The sequence below is a fragment of the Sorangium sp. So ce296 genome, from assembly GCF_051529605.1.
Lineage (GTDB): Bacteria > Myxococcota_A > Polyangia > Polyangiales > Polyangiaceae > Sorangium > Sorangium cellulosum_D.
Genome location: NZ_CP150325.1, coordinates 13,025,328 through 13,050,666 on the forward strand (window position 1 = coordinate 13,025,328; position 25,339 = coordinate 13,050,666).

Consider the following 25,339-nt stretch of genomic DNA (forward strand, 5'->3'; position numbering starts at 1 on the left):
GAACCGCGCAGGCGGGGCGGCATTGACGATCCTCGGCGGGGAGTGGAACAGTCCTGTCCCTATGCGCTCCCCCGGGCCGCCGCTCCGCCGTTCGCTCCACGCCGTCCTCCTGCTCGCCGCGCTCCCCGTCGCGTCCGGCTGCGCCGCCGAGCCCGCCCCGCGGCCCGCGCCGCAGCCCGCCGTCACGGCCGAGACGGCGCGCATCGCCGAGAGCCAGCGGCTCTACGACGAGGCGAGCCGCGCGCTGTCCGACAAGCGGTACGAGGACGCGCGCGCCCTGCTCGACAAGGCGAGCGGCCTCGGCGTCGACTCGCACCGCTACCAGATCGGCGAGCTGCGCGACAAGCTCGACCGGCGCGAGGCGAAGGTCCGGGCCAGCGAGGCCGCCGAGCTGCTCGATCGGCAGGACTGCGAGGGCGCCTTCGCCGCGCTGTCGTCGCGGATGGACGCGCTGAAGAGCGAGGCGTTCGCGCACGAGGCCCGGCGGCTCGTGGCCTCGCAGGCCGCGGCGTGCGCGAGCGGGAAGATCGACGCGGCGACCACCGCCGGGAAGTTCGCGGAGGCGCGCGCGTTCATCGCGGCGGCGCCGACGCGGGCGGTCCTCGGCGACGAGGCCGCGGATCGGCTCGCGGCGGAGCTCGACGCCACGATCACCGAGGCGCTCTACGGGCAGCTCGAGGCCGACATCACGGCCGGGCGCTGGTCGAGCGTCGTCGAGAAGATCGACGCCGCCGTCAAGCGGGGCGACGCCTCCGAGGAGCAGGGGCGCACGGTGCTCGCGCGCGCCCGCGGCGCCGCGACGCCGCGGCTGACGGAGCTCGCCGGCAAGGCGGTCGGCGCGCAGGACGCGGCCGCCGCGCTGGCGCAGCTCGACGCGACCATCGCGCTGCTGCGCTGGGAGGCGCCCGCCCCGGAGACGGCCGACCTGCCCGGGAGCAACGCGCTGCCCGAGGCGCTCGCGCGGAAGCGCTCGGCCCTCGCGGCCTGGGTCGAGGCGATGCAGGTCCGGATGAAGCCGATGAAGAGGCCCGAGAAGCGCTGGTCGCACGGCACGATCGCGGTCGCGCCCGCCTCCGACAGCGACGGCGAGCCGAAGCACAGCCTCCCGCCCTCGACCCCCGTCTGGGTCCTCGGCCAGACCAAGGATCGCGCCCTGGTGACCGCGGTCGAGCCCGCCACGGCCGTGCTCACGGCGGCGCTCGAGCTCGCGATCGGCTGGGCGCCGCTGCCGCGCCTCGCCCGGGAGCCGACCGCCGACTGGCTCCCGCCGAACGATCAGCTGAAGGGCGAGCGCGTGTGGGGCCCGCTCCGGGAGAAGCAGCCGACGCTCGAGCTCGGCGTCGTGAGCGACGTCCAGGGCGCCGACATCCTCGTCCGGCGGCTCGCGGACGACGTGGAGGTCAAGGTCCAGCGCAAGCAGCTCCGCAGCGGGCGCCTCGCCCCGGGCACGAAGGTCCTCGCCCTCTGCAAGTCGGAGAACGAGCCCGCGACGATCGTCGACGTCCCGCCCGCGGGCCGGGTCGCGCGCATCGAGTGCGAGGGGGGCGCGCAGAAGGAGGAGCCGCTCGCCTCGCTCCGAGCGAGGCCCGACCTCCTGCCCCGCACTCGTTAGGGTGCCTCTCGGCCAGCAGAAAACCCGCCCCCGTCCGTCCGTCGTTGACTCGTAGCGCCGCGCACCTAAGTCTCCCTATCCCTGAGGAGCCACGATGCCTACGACCTATAGCGACCTCATCTCCGACGTCCGCAAGTCCATCCGCGAGCTCTCGCTGAGCGAGCTCAAGCGCCGCCTCGACGACAAGGTCCCGATGGTGCTCCTGGATGTGCGCGAGAAGGAGGAGTATCGCGCCGGCTTCATCCCGGGCGCGATCTCGATCCCGCGCGCCTTCCTGGAGATGCAAGTGGAGCAGAAGCTGCCGGACAAGTCGGCGCACATCGTGGCCTATTGCGCCGGCGGCACGCGCTCGGCGCTCGCCGCGAAGACGCTCCAGGAGCTCGGCTACACCAACGTGGAGAGCGCCAACCCGGGCTTCGTCCGCTGGAAGGACCTGAGCTACCCGGTCGAGCTGCCGCCCAACCTCACCGAGGCGCAGCGGGATCGGTACTCGCGCCACCTGCTCCTGCCCGAGGTCGGCGAGGCGGGGCAGGCCAAGCTGCTCGCCTCCAAGGTCCTCCTCCTCGGCGCCGGCGGCCTCGGCAGCCCGGCCGCCCTGTACCTGGCCGCCGCCGGCGTGGGGACGCTCGGCCTCGTCGACGCCGACGTCGTCGACAACTCGAACCTCCAGCGGCAGATCCTCCACGCGACCTCGCGGGTGGGCATGCCCAAGGTCGACAGCGCCGAGACGGCGATCCGCGACCTGAACCCCGACGTGAAGGTCGTGAAGTTCCAGGAGCGCGTCGACAGCTCCAACGTCGACCGCATCTTCGACCAGTTCGACATCGTCGTCGACGGGTGCGACAACTTCCCGACCCGCTACCTCGTGAACGACGCCTCGGTCTTCAAGAAGAAGCCGGTCGTCCACGGGTCGATCTTCCGCTTCGAGGGCCAGGTGACGACGTTCATGCCGGGCGTCGGCCCCTGCTACCGGTGCCTCTACCCCGAGCCGCCGCCCCCGCACCTCGCGCCGAGCTGCCAGGAGGCGGGCGTGCTCGGGATCCTCCCCGGCATCATCGGCATCATCCAGGCGACCGAGGCGGTGAAGCTGATCCTCGGCCAGGGGACGCCGCTCATCGGCCGGCTCCTCACCTACGACTCGCTGCGGATGAAGTTCGGCGAGCTCAAGCTGCGCCGCGACAAGAGCTGCCCCGCGTGCGGCGAGTCGCCGACCATCACCAGCTACATCGACTACGAAGGCTTCTGCCTCATCGGCTGATCGCCGCGCGACGGCGCGGCGCACGCGCCGCACACGAACCGCCGCCCACCGGGCCGCGCCGCCAGGCGCGGCCTCCGCGGCGTCACGACGGGTACTGCATCACGGTGTTCTTCTCGGGCCGCTCGATGCGCTCCACGCGGCTCGTCACGACCTGCCGCTCCTGCCCGTCGGGGTCCACCTGCGTGAAGTAGATGGGGGAGCCGACGCGCGCGTTGTGCGGCTCCGGGATCACGACGCCGTTCGGGTTGATCCGGACCGCACCCTGGAGCTTCAGGTGCAGCGCGAGGTGCGACGTCCTGAACTTCCGCGCCGCCCGGTCGCGCACGGCGACGCAGACTTCGTCGCGGACGTGGTACTCCGTGTTGCGGGTGATGAAGACGCGGTGCCTGCGGCGCTCGTTGCCCGTGTAGCTCATGGTCGCTCGTCGCTCCTTCGCGCCCCTCGGCGCGGCGCGCATCGTGGCAAGGCGCGCCGCGCATGGCCAAGTTCGTCGCCGACGCGCGGCCCCCTGCGTCCCGCACAAAAGCGGGTGCCTCCGCAACTTTGTGCGGATCTCCGCGGGCTTTTGGGAAGCTGCGTCCGGCAATGCCACGATCGCGATCGGAATGTCTCGCAGCGAGCGTCTCCCCGGTCCCGGTCTGGCGAAGGTCAAGCGACCTCCGCTCCTCCAGCGGCGTCACGTCGAGCTCGTGGCGTGCTCGGCGGGGCGCATCCACGCCCTCTTCGACGGCGCCGACGTGGTGAGCGAGGGCAGCACGCGCAGCGAGGGGGGCGCGCTCGTGTACTACGGGTCGACCAGCCTGCTCGTCGCGCTGCCGCCGGACGCGCCGCTCGCGGCGCCGCTCGACCGAGCGCTCGCGCTCGACCCCCACCTCCGGCTGCGGGCGCTCCGCGTCGCGCAGCGCGAGGCGGCCGCGCGGGCGGGCGGCCCGCTCGGGCCGATGCACGCCGAGATCCGCTGCGGGCTCGCGCCGCGCGCGGCGGCGGTCTCGTTCGCGCTGACCGTGGACGTCACGGCGCGCGTGCTGCTCACCACGGACAGGACGGCGCGCGCGTGATCACTGTGATCGTCACTGAAAGCAAAAATGCACCCCGAGCGCCGCGCGCCGGCGCAGCGCCGCGGCGACCGCTCGCGCCCTCCGCCGCGTGCCCTCTTGACGCGCGTGCCGACGTGAAGAACGGGAGCGCTCCGGCTCGAGGCGGGGTAGGCTCCACACGGCGCGCTCTGCTTCTGTCGATCCTCGGCGCGGAGCCCGCGACGCTGCGATGAGCAAGAAGGACCGTTCCGCCTCCGGCGATTCCGACAAGGTGATCCACGTCGTGTTCGGCCCTGGTGGAGGGCGGGTGTCCGAGCCCCCGCCCCCCCTACGGACCGGCGAGCCGGAGGCGCCGCAGCCTGCGCCCGGCGCGCGCGAGCCGGTCACCGACATGTTCACCGGCACCGAGGTCGCGCGGCTGCTCGGCATCTCGCCCGGGCGACTGCGCTCGCTCGATCGCGCCGGCATCGCGCCGCCGAGCGGCCGCCGGCGCGGGCGGCGCGCGTACACCTTCTCGGATCTGATCGCCCTCCGCGCCGCGCGCGATCTCATCGCGCGCAAGGTGCGCCTGCGCGACGTCGCGCGTGCGATCGACAACATCCGCGCCGCGCTGCCCAAGGTGACGCGCCCCCTCGCCGAGCTCCGCGTCGCCTTCGACGGCAAGGCGGTCGTGGTCCGCAGCGCGTCGGGCGCGTTCGAGCCGCTCACCGGGCAGATGGTGCTCGACTTCGAGGTGAAGGAGCTGCGCGACGACGTCGTGCGCGTGCTCCGCCCGCGGGTCGGCAGGGATCGCGCGCGCACGGCCTACGAGCTCTACATGCAGGCCAGCCAGCTCGACGAGGATCCGGCGACGATGGACGAGGCGGAGGCGCTCTACCGCCGCGCGCTCGAGATCGACCCCTGGCTGGCGATCGCGTACACGAACCTCGGCAACATCTGCTTCCGGCGCAACGCCGAGGAGCAGGCCGAGGCGCTCTACCTGAAGGCGCTCACCCTCGACGCGGCGCAGCCCGAGGCGCAGTACAACCTCGGCTACGTGATGCTGGAGCGCGGCCGGGCGGCCGAGGCGATCCGGTATTTCCGCGGCGCGATCGAGAGCGATCCGCGCTTCGCGGACGCCTATTACAACCTCGCGATGGCGTACGAGCAGATCGGCGATCCGACGAAGGCGCGCCCGTGCTGGCGCCGGTACCTGGAGATCGAGCCGACCGGCACGTGGGCCGAGATCGCGCGCCGGCACCTCTGACCGGCGCGCCGCGGGGGTGGATCGATCGGGCCTCTTTTCCGGCATACTGCGGGCCGCATGGACCAGCAGGGCGCACCGCTCGGCGCGGCAAACCACCCCCCTGGCGGCTATCCGCCGGGTGGAGCCCCTCCCGGCGGCCACGGCCCTCCGCCGGGCGGCCACGGCCCTCCGCCGGGCGGCTACGGCCCTCCCGGCGGCCACGGCCCGCCCGGCGGCTACGGCCCTCCCGGCGGCTACGGCCCTCCCGGCGGCTACGGCCCTCCCGGCGGCTACGGCCCTCCCGGCGGCCATGGTCCCCCTGGCGGCCACGGTCCTCCGGGCGGCTACGGCCCGCCCGGCGGCTACGGTCCGCGCCCGCAGGCGTTCGGCCCCGCTCCGGGCGGCTTCGGCGGCGCGCCGGTCGGGCCTCCGCCGCGGCGGTCGAACCTCGCGCTGATCCTCGGCATCGGCTGCGGGGCCGTCTTCCTGCTCTGCATCCTCGCGGGCGCGGTGCTCATCTACTTCTCCACGGGCGTCACCGCCCGCGAGATGGCCAGGCTCCCCGAGCCGCTGCCCACGGCGCCCGTCGCCGATCCCCCCGCCGACGCGGCCGCGGAGCGAGGCGTGCTCCGCGCCGAGATCCGCGACCTCCGGAGCTTCCCGGCGCGCGCCGGGAAGCTCCTGCATTTCGTCGGCGAGATCCACAACACCGGCACGGTGGCCATCGGCTCCCCGAGCGCGAAGGTCACGCTCTACGGCGCCGGCGACGTCGCCCTCCTGAGCGGCGACTGCGCGACCCAGGTGCGCCTCTTGCCGCCGGGCGAGAAGGTCCCTTGCGCGTTCGCCACCCCGCGTCCCCCCGGGCTCGCCACGTTCAAGGCCGAGGTCGCCCCCGCGCCCGCCACGTTCCGGGGGAAGCTGGCCAAGCTCAACATCGCGGACACGAAATTCACGCCGACGCGCGGGCAGAGCCCGTACCAGGTGGCCGGCAGGATCACGAACGAGTCCGCCTTCGCGGCCCGGTCCGTGCTCGCGATCGTCTCGCTCTACGGCGCCGACGGCAAGATCGTCAGCGTCGGTCAGATCCCCGTGGCGGGCGGCGATCTCGCCCCGTCGGCGAGCGGCGAGTTCGCGGCGAGCATCGTGGATGTCGCCGACGCGCCCGCGACGTGGCAGGTGTTGGCGGTCGGATACAGCGAGTGAGCGCGGGCGGATGCAGCGGCGCGCTCGCGCGCCAACTTACGGAGAGGTGAACGAGATGAGCGACGTGGGATCGGCCCGGCGGGCCAAGGACGAGCTCAAGGCCAAGATCGCCGGCGAGCCGTGGTGTGTCGGCGTCGGGGTCGAGCGAGAGGACGGGGTCGGCTTCATCGTCCGCGTGAGCGTCCGGTCCGGAGGGGCCGAGGCAGCGCGCGCGGCCATCCCGGAGCGGATCGGCGGCGTGCTGATCAAGGTGATCGAGAACGACCCCTGAGCACGGCCGATCCGCGCGCTCCGAAGTATCGCCAGGCCGCGCAAACCGTGTAAGCTGCGCGCCTCGTGAACGAGCGCAACCTCTCCCGCCGACTTTCCACGAGCATCGTCGATGCGCTGAAGGCTCACGGGCACATCCTCGTGGCCAGGGGCGGCGCGACCGCGCTGGCGCGCGAGCTCGAGGACAAGATGTCCGCGGACATCGCGGCCATCGCGCCCCGGCTCGAGCCGTGGGCCCTCGTCGACGGGGAGGTCACGACAACGTTCGGCACCGACGAGATCGACGACCAGGTCGAGGAGCTCGTCGCGAGCCTGACGAGCACGCTGATGGACTCCGAGCACGTCGAGGACATCTTCACCGAGGACAACGTGATCAAGCGCGACGTCTTCCGTGTGATGCGCGACGCGCTGCTCGGCCCGCGGCCCGAGCTCGGCCTCGAGGACGACGGCCCGGTGCACGTGCGGCTCGACACGCTCGGGTACGTCGCCTCGACGGTCGGCAAGCGCGCGCCGGCGGAGGTGCTGCGCGAGTCGCTGGCGCGCGCGGCCCAGAGCGCCGGCGGCAAGCTGACGTCGTACGAGCCCGAGCTCCGCGAGGCGACGTTCTCGCTGGGGAGCAGCGACCCGGACGCCCGGCTCGAGATCGAGGAGGCGGTGGCCGACGAGCTCTCCGATCTCGTCGAGGCGAAGGTGGTGACGCTCCCGATGCTGGAGCGCCGCTTCGAGCTGCAGCGCAAGATCGACCCCGGCGCGCGCGCCGGCCTGCGCCAGCGGATCGACGCCATCGCCTCGAGGATGCTGCGCGAGGGCGGCTGCGCCGCGTCGTGGGAGATCGCGGGCGACCGCGTCCTCCGGCTCAAGCTCACCCCGCTGTCCGAGCAGGACGCGCTCGAGGTCGACAGCCACATGACGGAGTTCACGCGCGACGTCGCCGCCCTGCTCGGCGAGCCGCTCGGCGCGCCCGGCGCGGCGAGCAGGCCGGCCGTCGCCCCGCAGCGCGGCGAAGCCCCGGCGCCGCGGCGCCACGAGCCCGCGCCGCAGCCGGTGCGCGCGGACGACGACCTCGACGAGGACGGCGTCGACGAGGACGACGATCTCGAGGACGACGATCTCGAGGACGAGGACCTCGACGACGAGGAGCTCGACGACGAGGAAGACGCCGAGGACCTCGACGACGAGGAGCTCGAGGACGAGGGCGAGGAGCTCGAGGACGAGGGCGAGGAGCTCGAGGACGAGACGCCGTCCAAGAAGCTCGCCGCGCGCGGGAAGCCCCGCAAGCCGGCCGAGCCGGCGTCCGAGCGGCCCGCGGCGAGCAAGCCCAGGGCCGCGGCGGCGCGGGGCGCGAAGAAGGCGCCGGCGAAGAAGGCGGCCGCCGCGACGAAGAAGGCGCCCGCGTCGGAGCGGGCGGCCACGGCGAAGACCGCGGCGACCGCCGCCAAGAAGGCGGCGAAGGCCCCCGCCGCCAAGAAGTCCTCGCCCGCCCCCGCGAAGAAGGCGGCGAAGGCGCCGGCGAAGAAGGCGGCGGCGAAGAAGCGCTGATCGCCCTCAGCGGGCCCGGTTCCGGTAGACCAGGATCACCGGCACGCCGTCGAGCCCGGCGATGTGATCCGGGCTCGTGGTCCCGAACGCGACCCACGCCTGGTACGCCTGCCCGAGCATGTGCTTCTCGTGGTGGTACAGGGCGAAGTCGGCGCCCGCGGCCGCCCCGACGCCGCGGATGTCCTTTCGCAGGCGCCCGTCGCGCAGCAGCATGTCCCACGCCTGGCCGGCGGTGTCGTGGATGTACACCGTCCCCCGGGGCGGGACGTGCTCGTTGAGGTAGTCCACGACCGCGCCCGTGGTGTAGCCCCAGAAGGTGCGGTTCAGCCCGAGGCTCGCGGCGCCGGGCGCGCCGCCGACCAGCGGCGTGTAGGCCGAGAGCGCCCACGGGTGCGCGTGCAGCGTCTCGGCGATGGGCGCCGCGACCACCGCCGCCCCGAGCAGCGCCGGGACCAGCGGCCCGCGCGCCGCGGCGGCGAGCGCGGCCCCCGGCGCGAAGGCGCCGGCGGTCGCGCCGGCGCCGCGCCGGGCGACGAGCAGCGCGCGGAGCCCGACGCGCGCGCGCCTCACCGCGGCGGAGAACGCGGCGCCGGCGAACAGGGCGATGAACGGATAGGCCGTCATCCAGTGCTTGGTGCCGCCGAAGATCGGCGTGCTCGGCGAGAGCCACGCGCCGTAGACGGCGGCGATGGCGAGGAACCAGAGCAGCGCCGTGCCGCCGGCGTCGGGCGGCGGCGGGCGGAGGCGCGCGGCGAGCGCGCGGGCGGCGGCGAGCCTCCCGCTCTCCGGCGCGAGCCGCGCCGCAGCCCGCGCGAGCGGGTAGACGAGGCGCTCGCGCGCGGCCGCGCAGAGCCCCGCGGCGAAGAGGCAGAGCGTCACGGCGGGCACCGTCGCCGCCGTCATCAGCGGCGCGTAGGCCCTCGGCATCGGCGGCGTCCAGTGGTTTTGGCCGAGGAACTCCATGTTGTAGTACTCGTGGTTCAGGTGGAACGACGCGTACTCGCGCAGGCGCGCGAGCGTGTCGCGCCAGATCCACGGCCAGAGCGCGTAGAAGACGAGCGGGCCGATCGTCGCCATGGCGGCGAGCGCGGCGACCGAGCGCCGGGCCCCTCGCGGCGGCGCCGGCGCGGCCTCCGCCGCCTCCGGGCGCGCGACGATCCGCTCCCGGAGCTCCAGCGCGACGGCGTGCGCGACGCAGACGATCGGCAAAAACCACGAGTTGTGCTTGGTGTCGAGCGCGAGGCCGAAGGCGATGCCGGTGAGCACGGGCCAGAGCGCGCCGCCGTCGCGCAGCGAGCGCCAGTACGCGTAGGCGCACGCGGCCCAGACGGTCACGATCGGCGCGTCGAAGCACGCGAGGTGCGCGTGGTAGAAGTACCGCGGCAGCATCGCGAAGAGCACGGCCGCGGACGCGCCGGCGAGCCGATCGCGCGCCTGCGTTCCCCAGAGGTACACGAGCGCGACCCCGGCGCCCGAGAGCGCCATCGCCGGGAAGCGGTAGCTCGTGCCTTCCATGGCGAAGAGCCCGAGCCGCTTCTGCAGGAGCAGGTTCGACAGCGCGAACAGCGATTTGATCAGGCCGGGGTGCTCGTGGTTCACCGACCAGGCGGCGTCGACGACCTCCGGGCGGAGCGCGGCGCGGGGCGCCTCGAGGAGCGCCTGGAACCACGCGCCGTAGCGGTTCGCGGCGAAGAAGTAGAACCCCTCGTCGCGCGCGTAGCCGAGATCGCCCGCGGTCGCGAGCAGCAGGGCGACGTACGCCGCCGCGAGCGCGACCGCGACGAGCCCGTCGGCGGGCGCGAGGGGCGCCGTTCGCTTCATCGGGTGTCGGCCTCGAAGCAGTAGTGGCGGTGCGTGTAATCCGCGGACCTCACGGAGAACTCCACCTCGGCGTTCGCCGCGCCCGCGTGGGCGGCGAGCGGGAACTCGAACGCCGCCCACCCGTCGCCGTCGTGGTGCGTCGCCTCGCCCACGGTCTCGCCGTTCACGCGCACGGACAGCGTGACCGGCGCGCCCTGCCGCTCGCGCTCGATGATCCAGTACATGCCCGCGTGCCCCCGGATCACCGAGCCGAGCGGCACGTCGCGGAAGCGCGTGACGATCTCGCCGTCCCTGGGCGGGTGCGACCAGATGCACCGGCGCGGGCGGAACTCCTCGTCGGCGATCACCGTCACCCCCACGTTGAAGAACGGGCCGCCCGGGCACTCGAAGCGCTCCGCGGGGAACGTCGGGTGGCCGCCGAGGCCGCCGGCGGCGATCCGCGCGCGCGGGTTCCAGCGGCACGCGGCGGGCGGATCGGTGACGCGCGCGTCCGCCGACGCGGGCGCGACGTGATCGACGAAGTCGTAGACGACGCGCGCGGGCGACGGGTTCACGAGGCGCCGGAGCACGAAGCGGCCGTGCTCCTGCCGCGCCTCCTCGCGGAAGCCCGCGAGCTCCTCGGCGCGCTGCCCGAGGACGCTGATCTCCACGGCGGCCGCGTACCGGCTCTCGTCGGGCCGCGCGGCGTCGCGCAGGGGCATCAGCGCGTCGCCGAGCGCACGGCGCGCCGCCGGATCGGCCCACGCGGGCGCCACGACCACGAGGTCGCCGGGCTGCATCATCGCCTCGAGGGGCGCCTTCACCTCGCGCCATGCGTCGAAGCCCGGCGCGCGCTCGCTGAAGTGGACGTGCGCCGCGAGCTCGCCGAGGCCGAGCGCGGGGAGGCCGACGAGCGCGAGCAGGCCGAGGGCGCGGCGCCGCCCGCGCGCGCTGGCCGACCGGCGCGCGGGCGGGGTCGTCTGTTGCGGTTGCGCCGCGGTCATGGGGCTCTCCAGGCGAGCCGTGGGGTCCTGTCGGCCTTCGCCACCGGGCTACAGGCCGGGGCCTCTCAGGATTCGCTGCTCGACGTCCAAGGCGATGACGAGGTCCCGGAAGCTCCCCTTGAGCCGCCCGAGCGCGCCGAGGAATCCGTTCCAGTCTTCCTCGGCGACGTGGGCTCCGAGCTCTGTCATCGGGTACATCAGCCGCTCTTGCCCCGCGTGCCAGCCGAACTCCTGGATGCACGAGAGGCGCGCATGCGCCACCTCCCACCTGGCGTCCGCCGCTCCGCTGGCCTCGAGGAGGTCCGCGGCTCGAAACAGCACATCCGCGTCGATCTCGTCCAGCAGGTCCAGCACGCGTCGCGTCCACATGCGCGCCGGGGCTCCGCTGGCGAGCACGCGGCGCACCAGGCTCGCGTACGTCATGGCCCTGCGGCCGTCCGCGGCCCCCGCGAACGTCGCCAGCGTCAAGGAGCGGCGCTGCGCGGTGGCGTCCGGCGCGCTGTCCAGCGCGTGGTAAGCGGCGACGGCCCGGGTCACGTTGTCCAGCCGCTCCGCGTCGGGCACGTCGTCGCTGTCATAGGCGCGTGGGACGACGGGCTCATGGGTCTCGAGGTCGGCCATGTGCGGCACCTGAGAGAACTCGTCCTGGTGCTCCTGGATGCCACGGCGAGCGAGGAACATCGGCAAATCCTTGCGATGCAGGTATTTGCAGGTCGTCTGTTCCGGCCGCTCGATGACGGAGCCCCACGTCAGGCAGAAGCCTGCGCCCGGCCCCAGCGTGAGCCCCTGGGCCGGGTTGTGGATGCAGTTGCGACACGAGAACAGCTCGGTGCTCATACCTTCACAAAGTAGTGCCGCACGTGAGGCCGCGCCCACTCCGAGAGCTCTTTGCGGGCGATCCGGGAGACATCGAAGCTCCAGTGGACGAGCGCCTCCCGGCGCTTGACCGCGCGCGGGAGCGCCCGGGCCGCGAGCTCGCGGGCAGCCGGATCGGGCGCGGACCTGAGGTCCTCCCGAAGGGAGCCGACCAGGGCGTCGTGGGCGACGACGCCGTGCCCGTCGTCGTAGATCTCGGGCTCCAGCAGCCGCCAGAGCTGAGGCCCGAAGTCGACGATGGTGGCCGGGTCGAGGCTCAGCGACGTGAACCGCGTGCGCTTGCCGCGCGCATGGACGATGTGCTCCGCGTAGGTCGACTCGTCGGCGAGGTTCGGCGGCGTGATGCCGTCGGCCTGGTCGCGGCGGTAGTAGGGCGTCACGGGCTCCTCATGGCACGCGAGTATCCGTAGCCTTCCGCTCGATCGTCAAGGGCAGGGCTTCGCCGGTGGCGCTCCGCCCGGCATGCCTGCGCGCGCGGAGGCCCCGGGGAAGATTCGCTACAGCTCGATCGCGTACACGACGCTGCCGAACGGCATGCGCTGCATGCGCTCCTCGATCACCCCGCGCAGCGCCTTCCACGCCCCTTCCTTCTCGACGTAGTCGTCGCGCAGGCGCTGCGCGGCGGCCTTGTCGCCGCGCGCCTTGATGCCGAGCACCGTCCTCGCGAGCGCCTCCGCCGCGGCGGGCAGCTTGTCGGCCTGGATCGAGAAGCACCCCTTGTCCGCGCCGTTCGCCGCCGCCTCGCCGCGGTAGAAGCCGAGCGCGCCCGCGTCGAGCAGGCTGCCGAGCTGAATCGCGGCGAGCTGGCCGTACGGCCGCGGCTCGCCGCCCGCGGTGTACATCCCCTGCCCCACCTGCCCGAGCGCCCAGATCACCTCCCGCGTCTCCGCCATGCGGGCGAGCGCCGGATCGATCACGCCCCGCTCGGCGAGCCAGCCGGTGAAGAAGAGCGCGCCGGTCTGCGCCTTGAACTCCTCGAGCATCGTGGCGAGCGGCCCGCCGAAGATCTCGTTGTCGGTCTTGCCCTTCACCTTGTAGTTCTGCGTCGGTCCCAGGTTGTGGGCCGCCTCGTGCAGCACCGTGCCCAGCGTCGCGACGGGCCGCTCGAGCGAGACGCTCTCCATCGTGGCCTTGCAGAGGAGCGACGCGGCGGCCTCCCGGAGGGCGGCGCGGCTGTCGTCGTCGTCGAAGAGGTTCACCATGGCCACGGTGCGGCCGCGGCCCTCGGTCGCGACCCGCCCCCAGTTCGGCAGGCTCTGCCCCGCGGTCCCGCCGGTCGCGGCGCGCGAGTCGCCGGCGTTCAGCACGACGTCGATGAAGTCGGGCAGGTGGAACGCGACCTTGCGCTCCTTGTACGGCGCGCCCGCGAGCCTCGCGAAGGCCGCCTCCATGTCGGCCTTCGCCGGGTCGAGCTTCTTCTGCCAGGCGAGCGACTCCTGGTTGATGCGCGCGAAGCTCACGTGGAAGCCCGCCTTGCGGCTGCACGGCTCCCAGTACGTCTCGTCCGGCCCCACGCGCAGGTACCACGCCGAGTTCTCGGCGTTCATCTTCGACCACGGCTCGTCCGCGAGCTCCCACTGGTTGTCGAGGAACGCCTGCGACGCCGCGAGCAGGTACGCCTTGAAGGCGGCCTCGCCGGGGCTCTGGATCGCCTCGGCCGCGGCCTTGAGCTCCCGGCTCACCGCCTCCATCTCGGGCTTGTAGGCCTCGCTGTACGGCACGGCCTTGAGCGCGCCGCCCTCCTCGACGACCAGGGTGAACGGCGAGAGGAGCGCCTGCTGGTCGCGCCGCGCCTCGAGCGCGGCGCAGAACTTCTTGTCCTGCTGGAGCCGCGCCGGGTAGGCGCCGGTCACGCGGGGCGGCTTGCCGGGCAGCGCGTTGCAGTTCGGATCGTTGCGGGTCTTCGGCTGCTCGCACCAGGGCCCCTGGTTGCGCCAGAAGAGCGCCCGGCTCGCCGGATCGTCGGCCGGGATCTTGTCGGCCATGCCGGCGGAGCCGAGCTGCTTCGCGTGGATCTGGTCGATCAGCGCGGCCACCTTGAGCAGGTGGCCGACGATGGCCCGGTCCTCGGCGGACGCGCCGCGGAAGTCGGACCGGAGGAGCGACGGCCGGCCGGCCGCGAGCTCCGCGAGCACGGCGTCGCGGCGCCGCTGCTCGGCCTCGTCGAGGCCGGCCCGCGGGTGCCCTTCGGCCTTGATCTTGAGCATGGCGGCGTAGGCCGAGGTGAACTCCGGGGTGAAGGCCCCGGAGGCGACCCAGGCGGGCGCCTTGGTGTGGTGCCAGAGGGCGGCGACCTCGTCGGGCTCGACGGCGCCCGAGCTGTTCCGGTCCGCGATCCAGAAGAGCGGCAGATCGAGCTCCACGGCGATGCGGTTGAAGTCGAGCCGGGGGATCTGGCCGAACGGCGGCGGCGAGGGCGCGGCCTGGGCGGCGGGGGGCGCTGGCTGGGCTGCTTTGGGCGGCTCGGCCGGCGGGGAGGCGTGCGGCTGCACGCAGGCGGCCCCCGCGGCGAGGGCGGCGAGCCCGGCGAGCGCGGCGAGCGGGGCGCGGGAGGCGGGGGTCGGGAGGGCGGTCTTCATGGCTGGAGCTACCGTAGTTGGGCGCGCTCGGGGCTCCGACCCCTTTTCTGCGGGCGAGGTCTCGTCGCCCTGAGCGTCTCGGCCGATGACGTCACGTCCGCGGGCGGAATCCACGTGAGCGAGCTCCGCGTCGCGACCCTCTACCTCGAGCCTCCGCTCGGCTTGATCGCGAACGTGTTCGTGGCGACCCTCGTGCCATGGCGGCGAAGTTCTACCGTTTCGTCCCCAAGGCCCCGCTCGCCAGGTGCGTGGCCTCGATCTGGTATGACGTGAAAGGAGCCATCGTCGCATGACGCAGCACGTCCTCATGAGAATCTGCGCCCTCGCATGTTCCGCGGCGCTCGGTGTAGCACTGACGCCAAGTTGCACGTTCCGATTTGGCACCGGCTCGGAAGACGCAGATCGTTCCGACGATTTGACGGATTTCAGCGACCCAGGAGAGGAGGAGAACGCCCCGCGAAGCCCCACTGAGCCCGCGTCCGAAGAAGACGTGTTTACCGATGCAATAGCGAGCGCAGATCCGCTCCAATTAGCCGTCGCCACAGCCAGGACGAGCTACGCTCTGTACCTGCTTGACGGCGCTATTGAAAGCGAAGGGGTGGCACCGGAGTCACTCGACGAAGTGGCGCTAAGCATGTTGGTCGAGCGCCATCTTCCGTGGGCGCTGGAGCAAGCCGATGCTTGGGTGGCAACCATGGACCCCGCTCTTCTCCCTGCGCTTCCGATGGGCTACATCGTGAGGTACGAGTGCGCCGACGAGTTTGGTTGTCCTTACAGCCACAAGGTCTGGTCCAGATCCAAGCAGCGATGGGCCGTCTGCGGTCCGAACGACTGCGGTGATGGACGGTGCAAGCCGTGCCCTGAGTGGTTCGGGTCGCTCGCGAACCTTGCGGTCAAGGGATGGTGCTCGTATGTCTGCATCGTCGACGCGGAGGTCGTTGGTTCTGCAGGCACGATAATCAGCAGTTTCCGGGGCGTCCCCGTTTCCTTCAGCTATATCGACGGCGAATGGAAGATGCTAAAATGAGCGTCCACAACACGGAGATCGAGCAACAGGCACGATTCAAGGATTTCATGACATCCTTCATGCGCCTGCTGGATATCATGGTTTTCTTCGCATCGCCGCGGTTTGCGGCGAGTGGCGCCAGCTTGCCGAGTCGCGAACACATCCTGCAGCACCTGGACGCTTACATCCCCGTAGCTGCGGAATGGGAGAGAAACTACGATGGCAGCACCAGGCGGATAACGACGGCTCACGCCCAGAAGCTGCGCGATCTTTTCAGCGCGTGGATGCCCGACGCTGATATTCCGGCTGATATCGTGCAGGGAGCGCGCGCGTTCCTTGACGAGTTCGGCATAGAACCGCAGGAGGGTTGGGACGCGTTCGAAGGACCTCCAGAGGAGACCCAGGCCGTGTTGACCAGCAAGCCCGACCCACAATGAGGCCCGGGCATTCCATCGAGCCTTCGATCGCCTCAGCGTTCCTGTCCCGTTGCCCTTTCATGACGCGCGGGCCGCCTCAGGCGGAGGGGTGGAGGCGCGCCGCCCTGGGCAGCCGCTGTCCGAAGATGCCGGCCAGGAGCTCTCCCGCGCCGTAGTAGCAGAGATACGCGGCGAGCGCGTACTTGAGCAGCACCGCCGACGCGGGGAGCGAGAGCAGGACGAGGCTGGCGAGCATCGAGCCTGTACCCACCAGGAAGAGCCACCTCGACTCCACCATGCCCTTGAGCACGACCGACGCCGCGACGCGCAGCGCGCCGGAGACGAACGCCCAGATCCCGACGAGGACCACGAAGATCTCGACCACGTAGCCGCGCCGGAGCACGAGGAGGCCGAGCAGGAGGCTCGCCACGCCGCGCACGCGCGAGAGGAGGCGCCGGACGGGCGGCTCGCGCGACGCCCCGAGCAGCGACAGGGCGCCATCGGCGAGCGCGTAGACCGCGAACGCCGAGACGAGCAACCGCCACCCCGCGGACGAGCCCTGACCGACCGAGATGGTCAGGGCGCCGGCGCCCACCGCGAGCGCGAGGGCGCCTTGCGCGATGAGGACCCACCGGGAGCGCTCCGGCCGGGTCGGCTTCGGGAAGAGCGTCCGCGCGGCGGCGTGCGCCGCGGCGATCGGATTCTTCTTCACCGGCGGCGCGCGGCCGGGCCCTGCCTCCGGTCGCACCACCGGCATCTCGCGCTCGGTCTCGCGGCCGTCCTTCCACTCGAGATAGCGCACGTGACCGTCCGGGGAGATGCGGAGAAAGGGGTTGTGGGGGCCGGTCCAGGATCCGCTGTTGAAGTACCAATCGCCGATACGACCTGGCTTGTGGGTGTGCCCGAGCACCGCCACGTCATGGTCGCCCCCCCTCTCCAGCGCTGCGCGGACCCCGGCCACGTGCTCGCCGAGCCGATCCGGGTTCTGCGCCGGCGTGAGGGCCGAGGTGGGGCGTACGTCCTGCTTCGCGCCGCGCCCGTGCATCGTCGAAAGGGCGCGCCGCCAGATCGTCAGCATCGACTCGCCGAACTGCTCGAGGACGTCCTCCACGCTCTCGCCGCTCTCGAGGAGCGGAGAGCCGTTCTCGTCCTCCCAGACGCCGGCGAAGATGGCGAGCATGCGGCCGAAGCCGGGATCGTCGCCGGCGTTGAAGGGATCGGTCTCGTGCCCGTGCGAGAAGCGGAACCGCTTGCCTCCGAGCTCCCGGACGAACGGCGCGCGCATGGCGGCGAAGAAGGGGTGATGGAGGAAGTCCGTGTCGATGAAGTGCGCGAGGTCGATGTCGTGGTTGCCGGGCACGTAGGTGAGCCGCAGCGTGGCGAGCTGGTCGAGGAGCGAGCGCCGCTTCACGAGCAGCAGGCTGAGGTTCATCTGCCAGAGCTCGAAGAGGTCGCCGAGGACGAAGAGCTCGCCCCCCTCGCTGCCCACGTGGTCGAGAAATGCGCGCAGCTGTGGCGTCTTCTTGCCGCTATCGAAGTTGTCGCGCACGCCGCCGTCGCCGAGGTGCAGGTCGCTGATGACGAAGATGTCCCTGGCTGCGCCGTCCATCGCCTTGCTCCGGGGTCGAGCGATCCCGCCATGAGACCGGCCGCGCCCCCTGCACTGCATGAAACGCAAGCCGCGTGCCTCGACGGCGAGCAGGAGGGCGAGCTCGGGGTCGAGCAGGCGGGCAGCCGTCGCTGGGTCTCGGGTTGCTGAACATCAGCGCGGCGCCGCCGGCGTCCAGCGCGGTCGGCGTCGAGTCCCGGCCGGACGGGGAGTGGCGCGTCGCTCGGACGACTCGCCGCGTCGCTACTCGGAGGAATTGACCGATGAGCGCAACGGCGCGATGACCTTGGCCGCGAGGGGTTGGATTTCCGGCGCGGCTGCGGCGCCGGTCGACCATCGCGCGATCAGGCGCGCGAGCTCGAATGACGCGGCAACCTCGGCCTGCGTGATTTTCAGGAGGTCGCCGGTGGCGCCCTGGCTGTGCAGGTCGCACAGGAAACAGGAAGGTGTGCACCCGGCGCAACGACCCTGGAAGGACCGTATTCACTTGACGACAACGAGGCACGCAACGCACCGGCATCGCCGGAATGGACGAAGAAACAGTGCCGCAAGGCGTTCGAGAACAACGTGAAACTGTGCAAAGCGTCTCCACCAGCCCTCCGACTACCGTGCATAGCGGCGGCTTTGATACTGTTTCGCAGGTGCCTCAAAAACGCGCATTAGCCCAGGAGGGCTGCCACATGACGTTCGACGACGAGATCACGGCGGTCGAAGACTTGGCTCAGGTCGCACGAAGCGCAGCGACCGAGAGCCTCGAACGCGCAACCAACGATCTGCGTCTTGGGCGCGAGGCGCTGGATCGATACCAGCGACTCGTGGACGCCGCTATTACCAGCGCGGAATCCACGCTAAGACACTGTAGAAAGATAGCGTCGGATCCGACCGATCCTGCGCGCGCGCCCACGACCGTCGTGCAAGGAATGCTCGCGGCGACACGCGAGTCCATCGGATTGATGCATGCCGCGGTGGCCATCATCGATGAGCTCGCTGGAGCCGGAGGCCAGCTCGACGCGGCCCGAGGCGATCTCGCGCACGAGAGAGGAGCCGCGACACCCAGGTCATGTTCGTTCTGCGGAGATACAGGGTCGAAGGTCGTAGCCGGGCCGGAAGCCAACATCTGCGCCTCCTGTACTCGCCTGGCCTGTGGCGTGCTGGGAATCGAGCTGTCCGCGAGCGATACCGAGTAGTTCGATCTCGCTGGCGAGCGTGGGTGCGACGCAGGCTCGAGCAGCTCGCGGCCGCCGGGCAGGTTCCGTAGTTCTCGCAGCTCATCCAGCTGGTGCTCAGGCCTTTTTCTCGAGGAGCGCAGGACACCCGGACGATGCCACCTACGGCCGATTTTCCTCGTCCTACCGCTCCGGAATGCGCACCGCGTGACACCGTCACAATCGACCGAGGTGGCTCGCAGCTTGCGTCGCCCGTACCATGCGAATGGTTCCAACGGTCGCCGTCATCACCTCGATCCATGGAGTCGCTCTATGCGTTGCATCTTGTCTCATGCATCCATCAGAAAATCTCGATGAGACGGAGATCGACACACCAAACATCGATCCAGGAGCTGACAATCTGACACTTGACGACAATGCGGAGAATGGTCCCACAACCGAACCGGAAGCAATCGGCTCATTCAAGGTCATCCGCTGCAAGCGACGTGAGCACGGCGCCGAGTGCATGGAGAAGTGCGCCAACGCAGGAATATCATGCCCGGGCGGGCGAAAACATCCATACAAAAACAACGTCAAAACGGGACTACTGTGGCAATGCAGAGGCCTCGGCCTGATCACCAGCTGCTGGTACTACTACGAGAACGGAGATAGCTGTACGTTCTTCATCGGCAAACCCGTCATGTGCCGCTACGTGGGTGGAACTCCTGATTGAGAGCGCGCGCGCAGGACGCTGCTTCCCGCGCCGCGTGCTTCCAGTCCTGCCCGAACATAGATTCCATGCACCGAATTGCGAGCGGGCAGAATTCGGATGATCGCTCTCCGCCCGAGAGCGCAGCGGAACCTAGGCTACGGAGTCGCTGCACCCGTTCGACGTCTTCCACGGTGATGGGTGTAGGCCCGTGCAGGTGACCTCGGAGTTGATCCGCCATCACCCCCTCGACGGCGTTCAAGGTGTTTTCCCACGCCACGGGATCCACCTGGAGATCGGCGTCGCCGCTCTCGATCGCGTCGGCGAGAATGCGGATGTAGCCGACGGCGTAGACCACGGTCGTGGTTGCCCAATCGAGCAGATTCTCTCCTTCTTCGTCGAGCAGATCCTCTTCTTCTTCTTCGTTGGTGAAGGGCTGATCCGGGTGAGGCATGCCCGAAGTCTAGTCCAGTCTCCCGTCGGAAGGGCGCGCCGGCGCAGCCTTTGGTCGATTTGTATTGACGATCGAGATAGTCGAGAAAATCGACACGGGTCACCATCGGTCCAAGGCCGAGCTCGGCAGCCACATACGAGGCAGCGTGATGCTCAGCAGACTGCCCTCGCTTGCCACGGGTCCGTGAGCAGGGTCGAGCGCGTCGCCGCCCGGTGGAGTAGGTCGACCGCAAACGCGGAGCAGCGGCCCGGACCCCGACCACGACATGGGCCGCCCCGCGCCGGCCAGGTCGAGCCTATGCGAGGCAACAGAAGGTCGACGGTTCGGCCGGCAGCAGCTCGCCCGTCGGCTCGCCGCCGCTCGGCGCGCAGGCGCCGGGATCCACGGCGACGACCTCCGCCGACTTGCTGCCGAACGCGACGCCGGGCGGCGTCACCCCGCAGAACGGCGTCGTCGAGCTCACGACGTTCGACGCGAGCAGGTTCGCGCACGCGCCGTCGCTGTATACCGAGGCCATGATCGTGCACGACGCGCCCTCCGGCGCCCCGCAGGCGCACTCCGAGCAGCCGCGCGTGTCCTCGGCGCCGCTGTAGAAGACGTGCCTGTCCAGATAAGGGCTCTCGCAGGTCACGTCGCCCTCGTGGAAGATGCACGTCAGGAAGCCGCCGGGCGGCGGTACCCCGGGCTCGCCAGGCGACGGCATGCAGGTGCTCCGGTCGTCCGGGCACTCGGTGTAGGCGCCGGGCAGGCAGGCGAGCGCCCGGGTCTGCCACGGATCCTCGCGCGTCGGCGGCGGCGGCTCGTCCACCCTGGGCGTGCACGCGGCGGTCACCAGCACGGTGGGCGCGTCGACCGAGAGCGACTGCACGCACGGCTGTCCGCCGCAGTCCTGGCCCGCGGGGATCGCGTTCGTCGCGGTGCAGGCGCCGTCCCAACCGTCGGGCGCCGTGAAGGCGGTCTCGATGCTGCCGGGGCCGCCGGCGGTACACGCCGCGGCCGTGTGCGCCGACCAGCCCAGCGGGAGCTCGCACGAGGCAGATGCCGGCGGGTCGCAAACGCAGGCCGCGCAGGCGAGCGGGGCTGGCGCCAGGTCGGCGAAGCCCTGGTAGCCGACGTTCGGCGCCTCGGCGGGGCAGCCGGGCCCCTGGTCCGGCGGGCCGTACCAGAGGAGCGCCGGGCCGAACCAGCCGAGGGGCGCCGGCGGGATGCAGTCGCCGGCGCAGGCGCTCTCGTCGCCGCCGGCGGTCCCGCCTCCGCCTCCGCCGCCGCCGGAGCCTCCGCCCCCATCACCGCCGTCGCCCGCATCCCCGGTGCCCGCCTCGGGGTACGGGCATGCCGGAGAGCCGTATTCACTGGGCTGACAAGGCCCGTAGACGGTTGGATCGCCAGCGCAGCCCGGCAACACGAGGAACCCTGCCATCAACAACGGGTAGATCCGCATGCGTGGCAAGGTAACCCATACCGCTCCACACAGACAACGACCATCTCCCCTGACGGTCGTAGTCATCCGCGAGCTCGTCATTGCAAATTCGAACATATTTTTCTCACCAATCCTCACGACGTTGGGTCCCGTCTCGCGGGTCCGCTCAGTAGCTGGCGGTAACCCCCAGCCCGAAAGCTACGCCGAGCGGCGGAGACGTCCAGTAGAGCGGCGCTGGCGTCACGGCATGGTCCACCTGACGCCTGAGCCGCGCTTCTTCCACGATCCCGATCGCCTCGGCGTGGACATGCGCAGACCACCTGTCCGAGAGCCGCCACGCGCTGCCGAGCCGCGCGCCGACCCCGAACAGGGCCTTGCTGCGTACACGCATGTTCCATGGCTCTTCCGGGACGAATCGGACAGCGCCGAGCGTCGCGAGCCCGCAGCCGAACAGGTGGCTACCGCGAAGGCAGGCGACGGTGGCTACCGTGAAGGCCGTTGTCCCGAGAGGCATGCCCTCGACCTCCTTCGCCAACGAGACGAGCCCCCGCGCCTCCACGGCGACCGACCAGTCCGACCAGCGCGCGCCGAGGGCCAGGGTCGTCCCGGCCGCGACCCCCGGCGTGATCCCCAGTCCGACGGTCGCCCCTAGCCCCGCCTCGATCCGCAACGGCTCGGAAGGACCCGCCGGCGCTTCCTCATCGGCGGAGGTAGGCAGCGCCGGCGCGACCCGGCCGGACGGCTCCGGCGCCGCGCGCGCCGCCTGCATGGGCGGTGAAGCCCTCGGCGCCCCCTGCGGAGCCTGCGCAGGCGGCATAGGCTCGGGCGCCCCCTGCGGAGCCTGCGCAGGCGGCATAGGCTCGGGCGCTCCCGGCGGCGCCTGCGCAGCTCCACGCGGCGAAGCCTCACGCGACCCTCGCTCCGGCATGCTCAGGAGCTGCGCTGCGACAGCGAGGCCCATGCCGGCGACGAGCACCTCGCAGGCTCTGGTGGTGCTGAACCCGTCGGCCCACCGGGTCTTCCCCTCGCTGTCGCGCAGCGCCAGGGAGGCGACGAGCTCGGCCCCCTGGCGCTCGATCCTGGCCGAGATCAGGAGCGGAGCGTCGTCCCGGAACGGATCCGCGCCGACCACCCGCGCCACCTCCGCGCGCAGGAAAGACGCGTCAGGGCAGCGTTCGGCGCCCCGACCGCGCACGTACTCGAGGCGCGCCGCCCTCGGACGCGGCTCCGGCTCGGCGTGAGCTGCCTCGACGGAGAGCAGGTACGCGGCCCCGAGGGCGGCGGCACCGGCGAGCGCCGCGCGCCGGTCATGGCGTCGAGGCCTCGAGGCGCCGCGCGCGGGCCGCGCACGCCGTGCCCGTCCGTCGTGGGGCCGGCTCATCGCGGCGGCTCCGCGCTCGCCGCGCCCTCGGCGGAGCCGGCCAGGCGCGCCTGCGCGAGCTCCCGGAACCGCTCGCGCACCGACCTCAGACGGCCGCTCGGGAACCGCTGCTCGTGCAGGGCGAGTTGCTGGAGCGCCCCGGCGGGATCGCCGGCGGAGAGCATCGCCTGCGCCGCGTCGAGCACCCGGTACTCCTCGACGAACGAGTCTTCCCGCGCGCTCGTCGACGGCGCTGGAGGCGGCGCGACGTCGCGCGCTGGAGACGGCGCGACGTCGCGCGCTGGAGGCGGCGCCATGGCGCGCCGGGAGGTCACGTCGGGCGCCGGCACGGTGGGCTGCGGCGCCGGCGTCTCCCGCGGCGCCACCTCCATCGCGCGGGCGCTGCGCGCGCGGAGGAGCAGATCGGCCAGAGGCGCGCCGAAGCGGTCAGCCCAGAGCGGTCGCGGCGGCGCGAGCGCCAGCAGCAAGGCCAGGGCGTATCCAGCGCTCGCCCCGGTCCACCGGAGCGCGGGTCTCACCTGGGCCAGCCGGGCGAGCCAGCCCGCGAGCCCCGCTGGCGCAGATGCCGGCGGCGCCAGCGCAGGCGGTGCCGGCGGCGGCAGCGCGGCGTCAGGCAGCGCGGCCTCAGGAAGCGCGGGCGCAGGCGGCGCGACCTCAGGCGGCACGACTTCAGGCGATGCTTCCTCAGGAAGCACGGGCGCAGGCGGCGCGGCCTCAGGAAGCGCAGCCCCAGGCGGCGCGGCCTCAGGAAGCGCGGGCGCGGTCGTTCCGGCGTGCTCGCGCGCCAGAAACGCGGACGCCAGCGGAAACCCGAGCCAGCAGCCGCGCAGCGCGTCTCGCTGCTCCGGGCGCAGCCGCTGGACGGCAGCGCGGTAGTCCGCGCGGGCGAGGCGCAGCCGGCTCGTGGCGGTGTTGTAGTTGATGCCGAGATCGCGCGCGATCTCGGCGAGCGGCACCTCGTACGCCTCGTGCAGCACCAGGATGAGCCGCCGCTCCGGGGCCAGCGTCCAGAGCAGGTCGATCACGAGCTCCAGCCGCTCTCGCGCCACGGCGCGCTGCTCGCTGAGCGGCGCGGGATCGACCGCTTCGGAGCACCACGCGGGCACCAGGCCATGCGCCAGCTCGCGGCGGCGACGGGCGCGACCCAGGTAGCGGCCGACCTTCCGCCAGGCGATCCCGAACACCCACCGCGCCTCGGCGCTGCGGTGCTGAGCTCGGTCTGCCCGGCGCGCGGGATCGCCGGCGACGCCCACCTCGGTCTGGGGCGGGTGCCAGCTGGGCTGGGATGGCTGCCAGTCGGGGTCGAAGCGATCCAGGGTCTTGTACGCCGTGAGGAGGACCTCCTGGAGGAGGTCGTCGATGTCGGGCTCGGCCACGCCCAGGAGCCGGAACACGCCGGGGAGCGTTTCCACTGCGGCTGTATGAAGGGCGTTCCAGGTGCGATCGCGGGAGGTGCCGGCGGGTGGCGAGAGAGGTGCGCTCATACCCCTTTCATTGCGGGGGGCTCTCCGGACCCGTTTGTGTTTCGCCGGCACGAGTCCGCCGGCGCCCGTCCGCCGCCGGCGCGCGGCGCGGTGGGGGTCGAGCGCGGTTTACGGCGACGGCGGGCTGGCGGGCCGCTCGACGGCCCCGCCGCTGCCTCCCCCGTCGGCGTCCTCGCTGCCGTCGTCTTCAGCCTCGACCTCTTCGCCTTCGTCCTCGGCGGCGGAGCTCGACAAGCGGGACAGGAGCTTGGGAGTCACGTCCTCGAACGCGTCGCCGTGGAAGTAATAGGCGATCTTCCGGAGGTCCGCGTACCGGCGGACCAGGAGCGTCCAGAGCCGGTCGCGCATATTCTCGGCCTCGCCGCGCTGCTTGGCCGCGGGCCGGCGGGCGCCCTCGGGGGTGAGGGTGTCGAGCAGCCACTCGCTCGCTTCCCGCAGCAGATTGAGCTCTTCCTGGGTGAAGGGGTGCTTTCCGCGGAGCGCGGCCGCGTGCTCCTCGTACAGGTGGGCGAGCGCCATGCCGTCGCTGGCGAGGTCGTACTTGCCGCTGCCGGCGCGGATCTCGGCCACCACGTCCTTCGGCAGGAGGCCGCGCTTGGCCAGGGTCTCGGCGAGCGTGAGCATCGGCTCGCGCAGCTCAATGACGAGCTTGAGCTTGGCGTCGATCTCACGAGTGCTCGCGGCCTTAGCCGTGACGCGCGTGGCGGCGAAGATCAGGGCCCGGCCGAGATCCGGCAGCGCGAGCACGTCATCGAGCGGCAGCTCGGGAAGGGCCTTGCGGATGCGCGCCGGATCGGCGCAGGCGGCCTGGACGCCGCGCTTCACGTTGGCGAAGGCGATCCGCACGTCCGCGCGACAGACCTCGACGTCGCGCTCCGGGAGATCGGCGGCCAGCGGGGCAAAGCGCTGGTAGCAGGCGCGGTAGGTTGCGTGTGCCGTGGGAGTCGCGGTGGGCGACTTCCCGGTGTGGGGTTGTTGGGTCTTGGCTTTGGCCATCTTGGGAACGTAGATCCGAGCGAGCGGGGCCGTGGGGGCAGATCGGCGCCGGATGTGTGCTCGGACCGGGAGGAGCGCAGGAGTTCGACGCGACGGGGGTGCGGCTGCGAGGGGAGGCGCAGCCCGTGGCCGCGGAGCCTGGGGCGGGTGCGGATGGGGTCATGTAGTGTCATTTTGCAGGCGGATCTGTAAACGGCGGGACACACGTAGTGTCATTTTGCAGGCCGATCCGTATGCGGAGGGGCACACGTAGTGTCACTTGGCAGGGCCTGGAGGCGGCGATGGGACATGCGTGGTGTCACGCGGCACGGCACCG

23 protein-coding genes are annotated in these 25,339 nt (G+C 71.8%); 11 read left to right on the forward strand and 12 right to left on the reverse strand.

The features are described from left to right. Window positions 1-61 precede the first annotated feature (61 nt). The gene (locus tag WME98_RS48070; protein WP_437948260.1) at window positions 62-1,612 is read left to right on the forward strand and encodes a hypothetical protein; all 1,551 of its coding nucleotides are present in this window, start codon (window positions 62-64) and stop codon (window positions 1,610-1,612) included. A 94-nt stretch (window positions 1,613-1,706) separates the two neighbouring features. Further along, the gene (gene moeB / locus WME98_RS48075) at window positions 1,707-2,870 is read left to right on the forward strand and encodes a molybdopterin-synthase adenylyltransferase MoeB (protein ID WP_437948261.1); all 1,164 of its coding nucleotides are present in this window, start codon (window positions 1,707-1,709) and stop codon (window positions 2,868-2,870) included. An 82-nt stretch (window positions 2,871-2,952) separates the two neighbouring features. On the opposite strand, the gene WME98_RS48080 is transcribed toward moeB, so the two are convergent. Continuing rightward, window positions 2,953-3,285, reverse strand: a complete 333-nt coding sequence (locus WME98_RS48080) for a hypothetical protein (RefSeq protein ID WP_437339139.1) — start codon at window positions 3,283-3,285, stop codon at window positions 2,953-2,955. 190 nt (window positions 3,286-3,475) lie between these two features. Between WME98_RS48080 and WME98_RS48085 the strand changes: the two genes are divergently transcribed. The 5 genes from WME98_RS48085 to WME98_RS48105 all read left to right on the forward strand — a co-directional run bounded on the left by WME98_RS48085 (window position 3,476) and on the right by WME98_RS48105 (window position 8,144). Continuing rightward, entirely contained in the window at window positions 3,476-3,928 is a 453-nt protein-coding gene (locus WME98_RS48085; protein ID WP_437948262.1) for a hypothetical protein, read from the forward strand. 208 nt (window positions 3,929-4,136) lie between these two features. Then, window positions 4,137-5,153 (forward strand): tetratricopeptide repeat protein, encoded by a 1,017-nt coding sequence (locus WME98_RS48090; protein WP_061628897.1) that lies wholly within the window; start codon window positions 4,137-4,139, stop codon window positions 5,151-5,153. A 57-nt stretch (window positions 5,154-5,210) separates the two neighbouring features. Beyond that, the gene (locus tag WME98_RS48095) at window positions 5,211-6,335 is read left to right on the forward strand and encodes a hypothetical protein (protein WP_437948263.1); all 1,125 of its coding nucleotides are present in this window, start codon (window positions 5,211-5,213) and stop codon (window positions 6,333-6,335) included. A 55-nt stretch (window positions 6,336-6,390) separates the two neighbouring features. Next, window positions 6,391-6,606, forward strand: a complete 216-nt coding sequence (locus WME98_RS48100) for a hypothetical protein (RefSeq protein WP_437321467.1) — start codon at window positions 6,391-6,393, stop codon at window positions 6,604-6,606. Between the two features lie 65 nt (window positions 6,607-6,671). Continuing rightward, window positions 6,672-8,144, forward strand: coding sequence for a hypothetical protein (locus WME98_RS48105; RefSeq protein WP_437948264.1), 1,473 nt, complete (start codon window positions 6,672-6,674; stop codon window positions 8,142-8,144). A gap of 6 nt (window positions 8,145-8,150) precedes the next feature. On the opposite strand, the gene WME98_RS48110 is transcribed toward WME98_RS48105, so the two are convergent. The 5 genes from WME98_RS48110 to WME98_RS48130 all read right to left on the reverse strand — a co-directional run bounded on the left by WME98_RS48110 (window position 8,151) and on the right by WME98_RS48130 (window position 14,403). After that, a complete protein-coding gene (locus WME98_RS48110; protein ID WP_437948265.1) occupies window positions 8,151-9,965 on the reverse strand; it encodes an ArnT family glycosyltransferase in 1,815 nt (604 codons plus the stop codon). Further along, entirely contained in the window at window positions 9,962-10,948 is a 987-nt protein-coding gene (locus WME98_RS48115) for a hypothetical protein (RefSeq protein WP_437948266.1), read from the reverse strand. Before WME98_RS48115 ends, WME98_RS48110 begins: the two co-directional genes overlap by 4 nt. A 48-nt stretch (window positions 10,949-10,996) precedes the next feature. Further along, window positions 10,997-11,785 (reverse strand): hypothetical protein, encoded by a 789-nt coding sequence (locus WME98_RS48120; RefSeq protein WP_437948267.1) that lies wholly within the window; start codon window positions 11,783-11,785, stop codon window positions 10,997-10,999. After that, window positions 11,782-12,204 carry a hypothetical protein gene (locus tag WME98_RS48125; protein WP_437948268.1) on the reverse strand — a complete coding sequence of 141 codons (423 nt, stop codon included), beginning with the start codon at window positions 12,202-12,204 and terminating at the stop codon, window positions 11,782-11,784. The genes WME98_RS48120 and WME98_RS48125 overlap by 4 nt, the downstream gene beginning before the upstream one ends. Window positions 12,205-12,321: 117 nt before the next feature. Further along, window positions 12,322-14,403: a hypothetical protein gene (locus WME98_RS48130; protein ID WP_437948269.1), complete on the reverse strand. Its 2,082-nt coding sequence runs from the start codon at window positions 14,401-14,403 to the stop codon at window positions 12,322-12,324. A 289-nt stretch (window positions 14,404-14,692) separates the two neighbouring features. Between WME98_RS48130 and WME98_RS48135 the strand changes: the two genes are divergently transcribed. Then, window positions 14,693-15,430, forward strand: a complete 738-nt coding sequence (locus WME98_RS48135) for a hypothetical protein (protein ID WP_437948270.1) — start codon at window positions 14,693-14,695, stop codon at window positions 15,428-15,430. After that, a complete protein-coding gene (locus tag WME98_RS48140; protein ID WP_437948271.1) occupies window positions 15,427-15,846 on the forward strand; it encodes a hypothetical protein in 420 nt (139 codons plus the stop codon). The genes WME98_RS48135 and WME98_RS48140 overlap by 4 nt, the downstream gene beginning before the upstream one ends. Window positions 15,847-15,922: 76 nt before the next feature. Here the strand turns inward: WME98_RS48140 and WME98_RS48145 are convergent, their stop codons facing one another. Then, a complete protein-coding gene (locus WME98_RS48145; RefSeq protein ID WP_437948272.1) occupies window positions 15,923-17,434 on the reverse strand; it encodes a metallophosphoesterase in 1,512 nt (503 codons plus the stop codon). Window positions 17,435-18,114: 680 nt separating this feature from the next. On the opposite strand from WME98_RS48145, the gene WME98_RS48150 reads away from it, so the two are divergent. Together WME98_RS48150 and WME98_RS48155 are read left to right on the forward strand one after the other, a co-directional pair. Beyond that, window positions 18,115-18,621, forward strand: a complete 507-nt coding sequence (locus WME98_RS48150) for a hypothetical protein (RefSeq protein ID WP_437948273.1) — start codon at window positions 18,115-18,117, stop codon at window positions 18,619-18,621. A 310-nt stretch (window positions 18,622-18,931) separates the two neighbouring features. Then, a complete protein-coding gene (locus WME98_RS48155) occupies window positions 18,932-19,312 on the forward strand; it encodes a hypothetical protein (protein ID WP_437948274.1) in 381 nt (126 codons plus the stop codon). Here the strand turns inward: WME98_RS48155 and WME98_RS48160 are convergent. From WME98_RS48160 to WME98_RS48180, 5 genes are all read right to left on the reverse strand, one after another. Continuing rightward, window positions 19,278-19,742, reverse strand: a complete 465-nt coding sequence (locus WME98_RS48160; protein ID WP_437948275.1) for a hypothetical protein — start codon at window positions 19,740-19,742, stop codon at window positions 19,278-19,280. The two genes, WME98_RS48155 and WME98_RS48160, sit on opposite strands and share 35 nt — an antisense overlap. Before the next feature lie 295 nt (window positions 19,743-20,037). After that, a complete protein-coding gene (locus WME98_RS48165) occupies window positions 20,038-21,183 on the reverse strand; it encodes a hypothetical protein (RefSeq protein WP_437948276.1) in 1,146 nt (381 codons plus the stop codon). A 145-nt stretch (window positions 21,184-21,328) separates the two neighbouring features. Continuing rightward, a complete protein-coding gene (locus tag WME98_RS48170; protein WP_437948277.1) occupies window positions 21,329-21,931 on the reverse strand; it encodes a hypothetical protein in 603 nt (200 codons plus the stop codon). A gap of 608 nt (window positions 21,932-22,539) precedes the next feature. Continuing rightward, window positions 22,540-23,955, reverse strand: a complete 1,416-nt coding sequence (locus WME98_RS48175) for a sigma factor-like helix-turn-helix DNA-binding protein (protein WP_437948278.1) — start codon at window positions 23,953-23,955, stop codon at window positions 22,540-22,542. A gap of 180 nt (window positions 23,956-24,135) precedes the next feature. After that, the gene (locus WME98_RS48180) at window positions 24,136-25,023 is read right to left on the reverse strand and encodes a hypothetical protein (protein ID WP_437948279.1); all 888 of its coding nucleotides are present in this window, start codon (window positions 25,021-25,023) and stop codon (window positions 24,136-24,138) included. Window positions 25,024-25,339 lie beyond the last annotated feature (316 nt).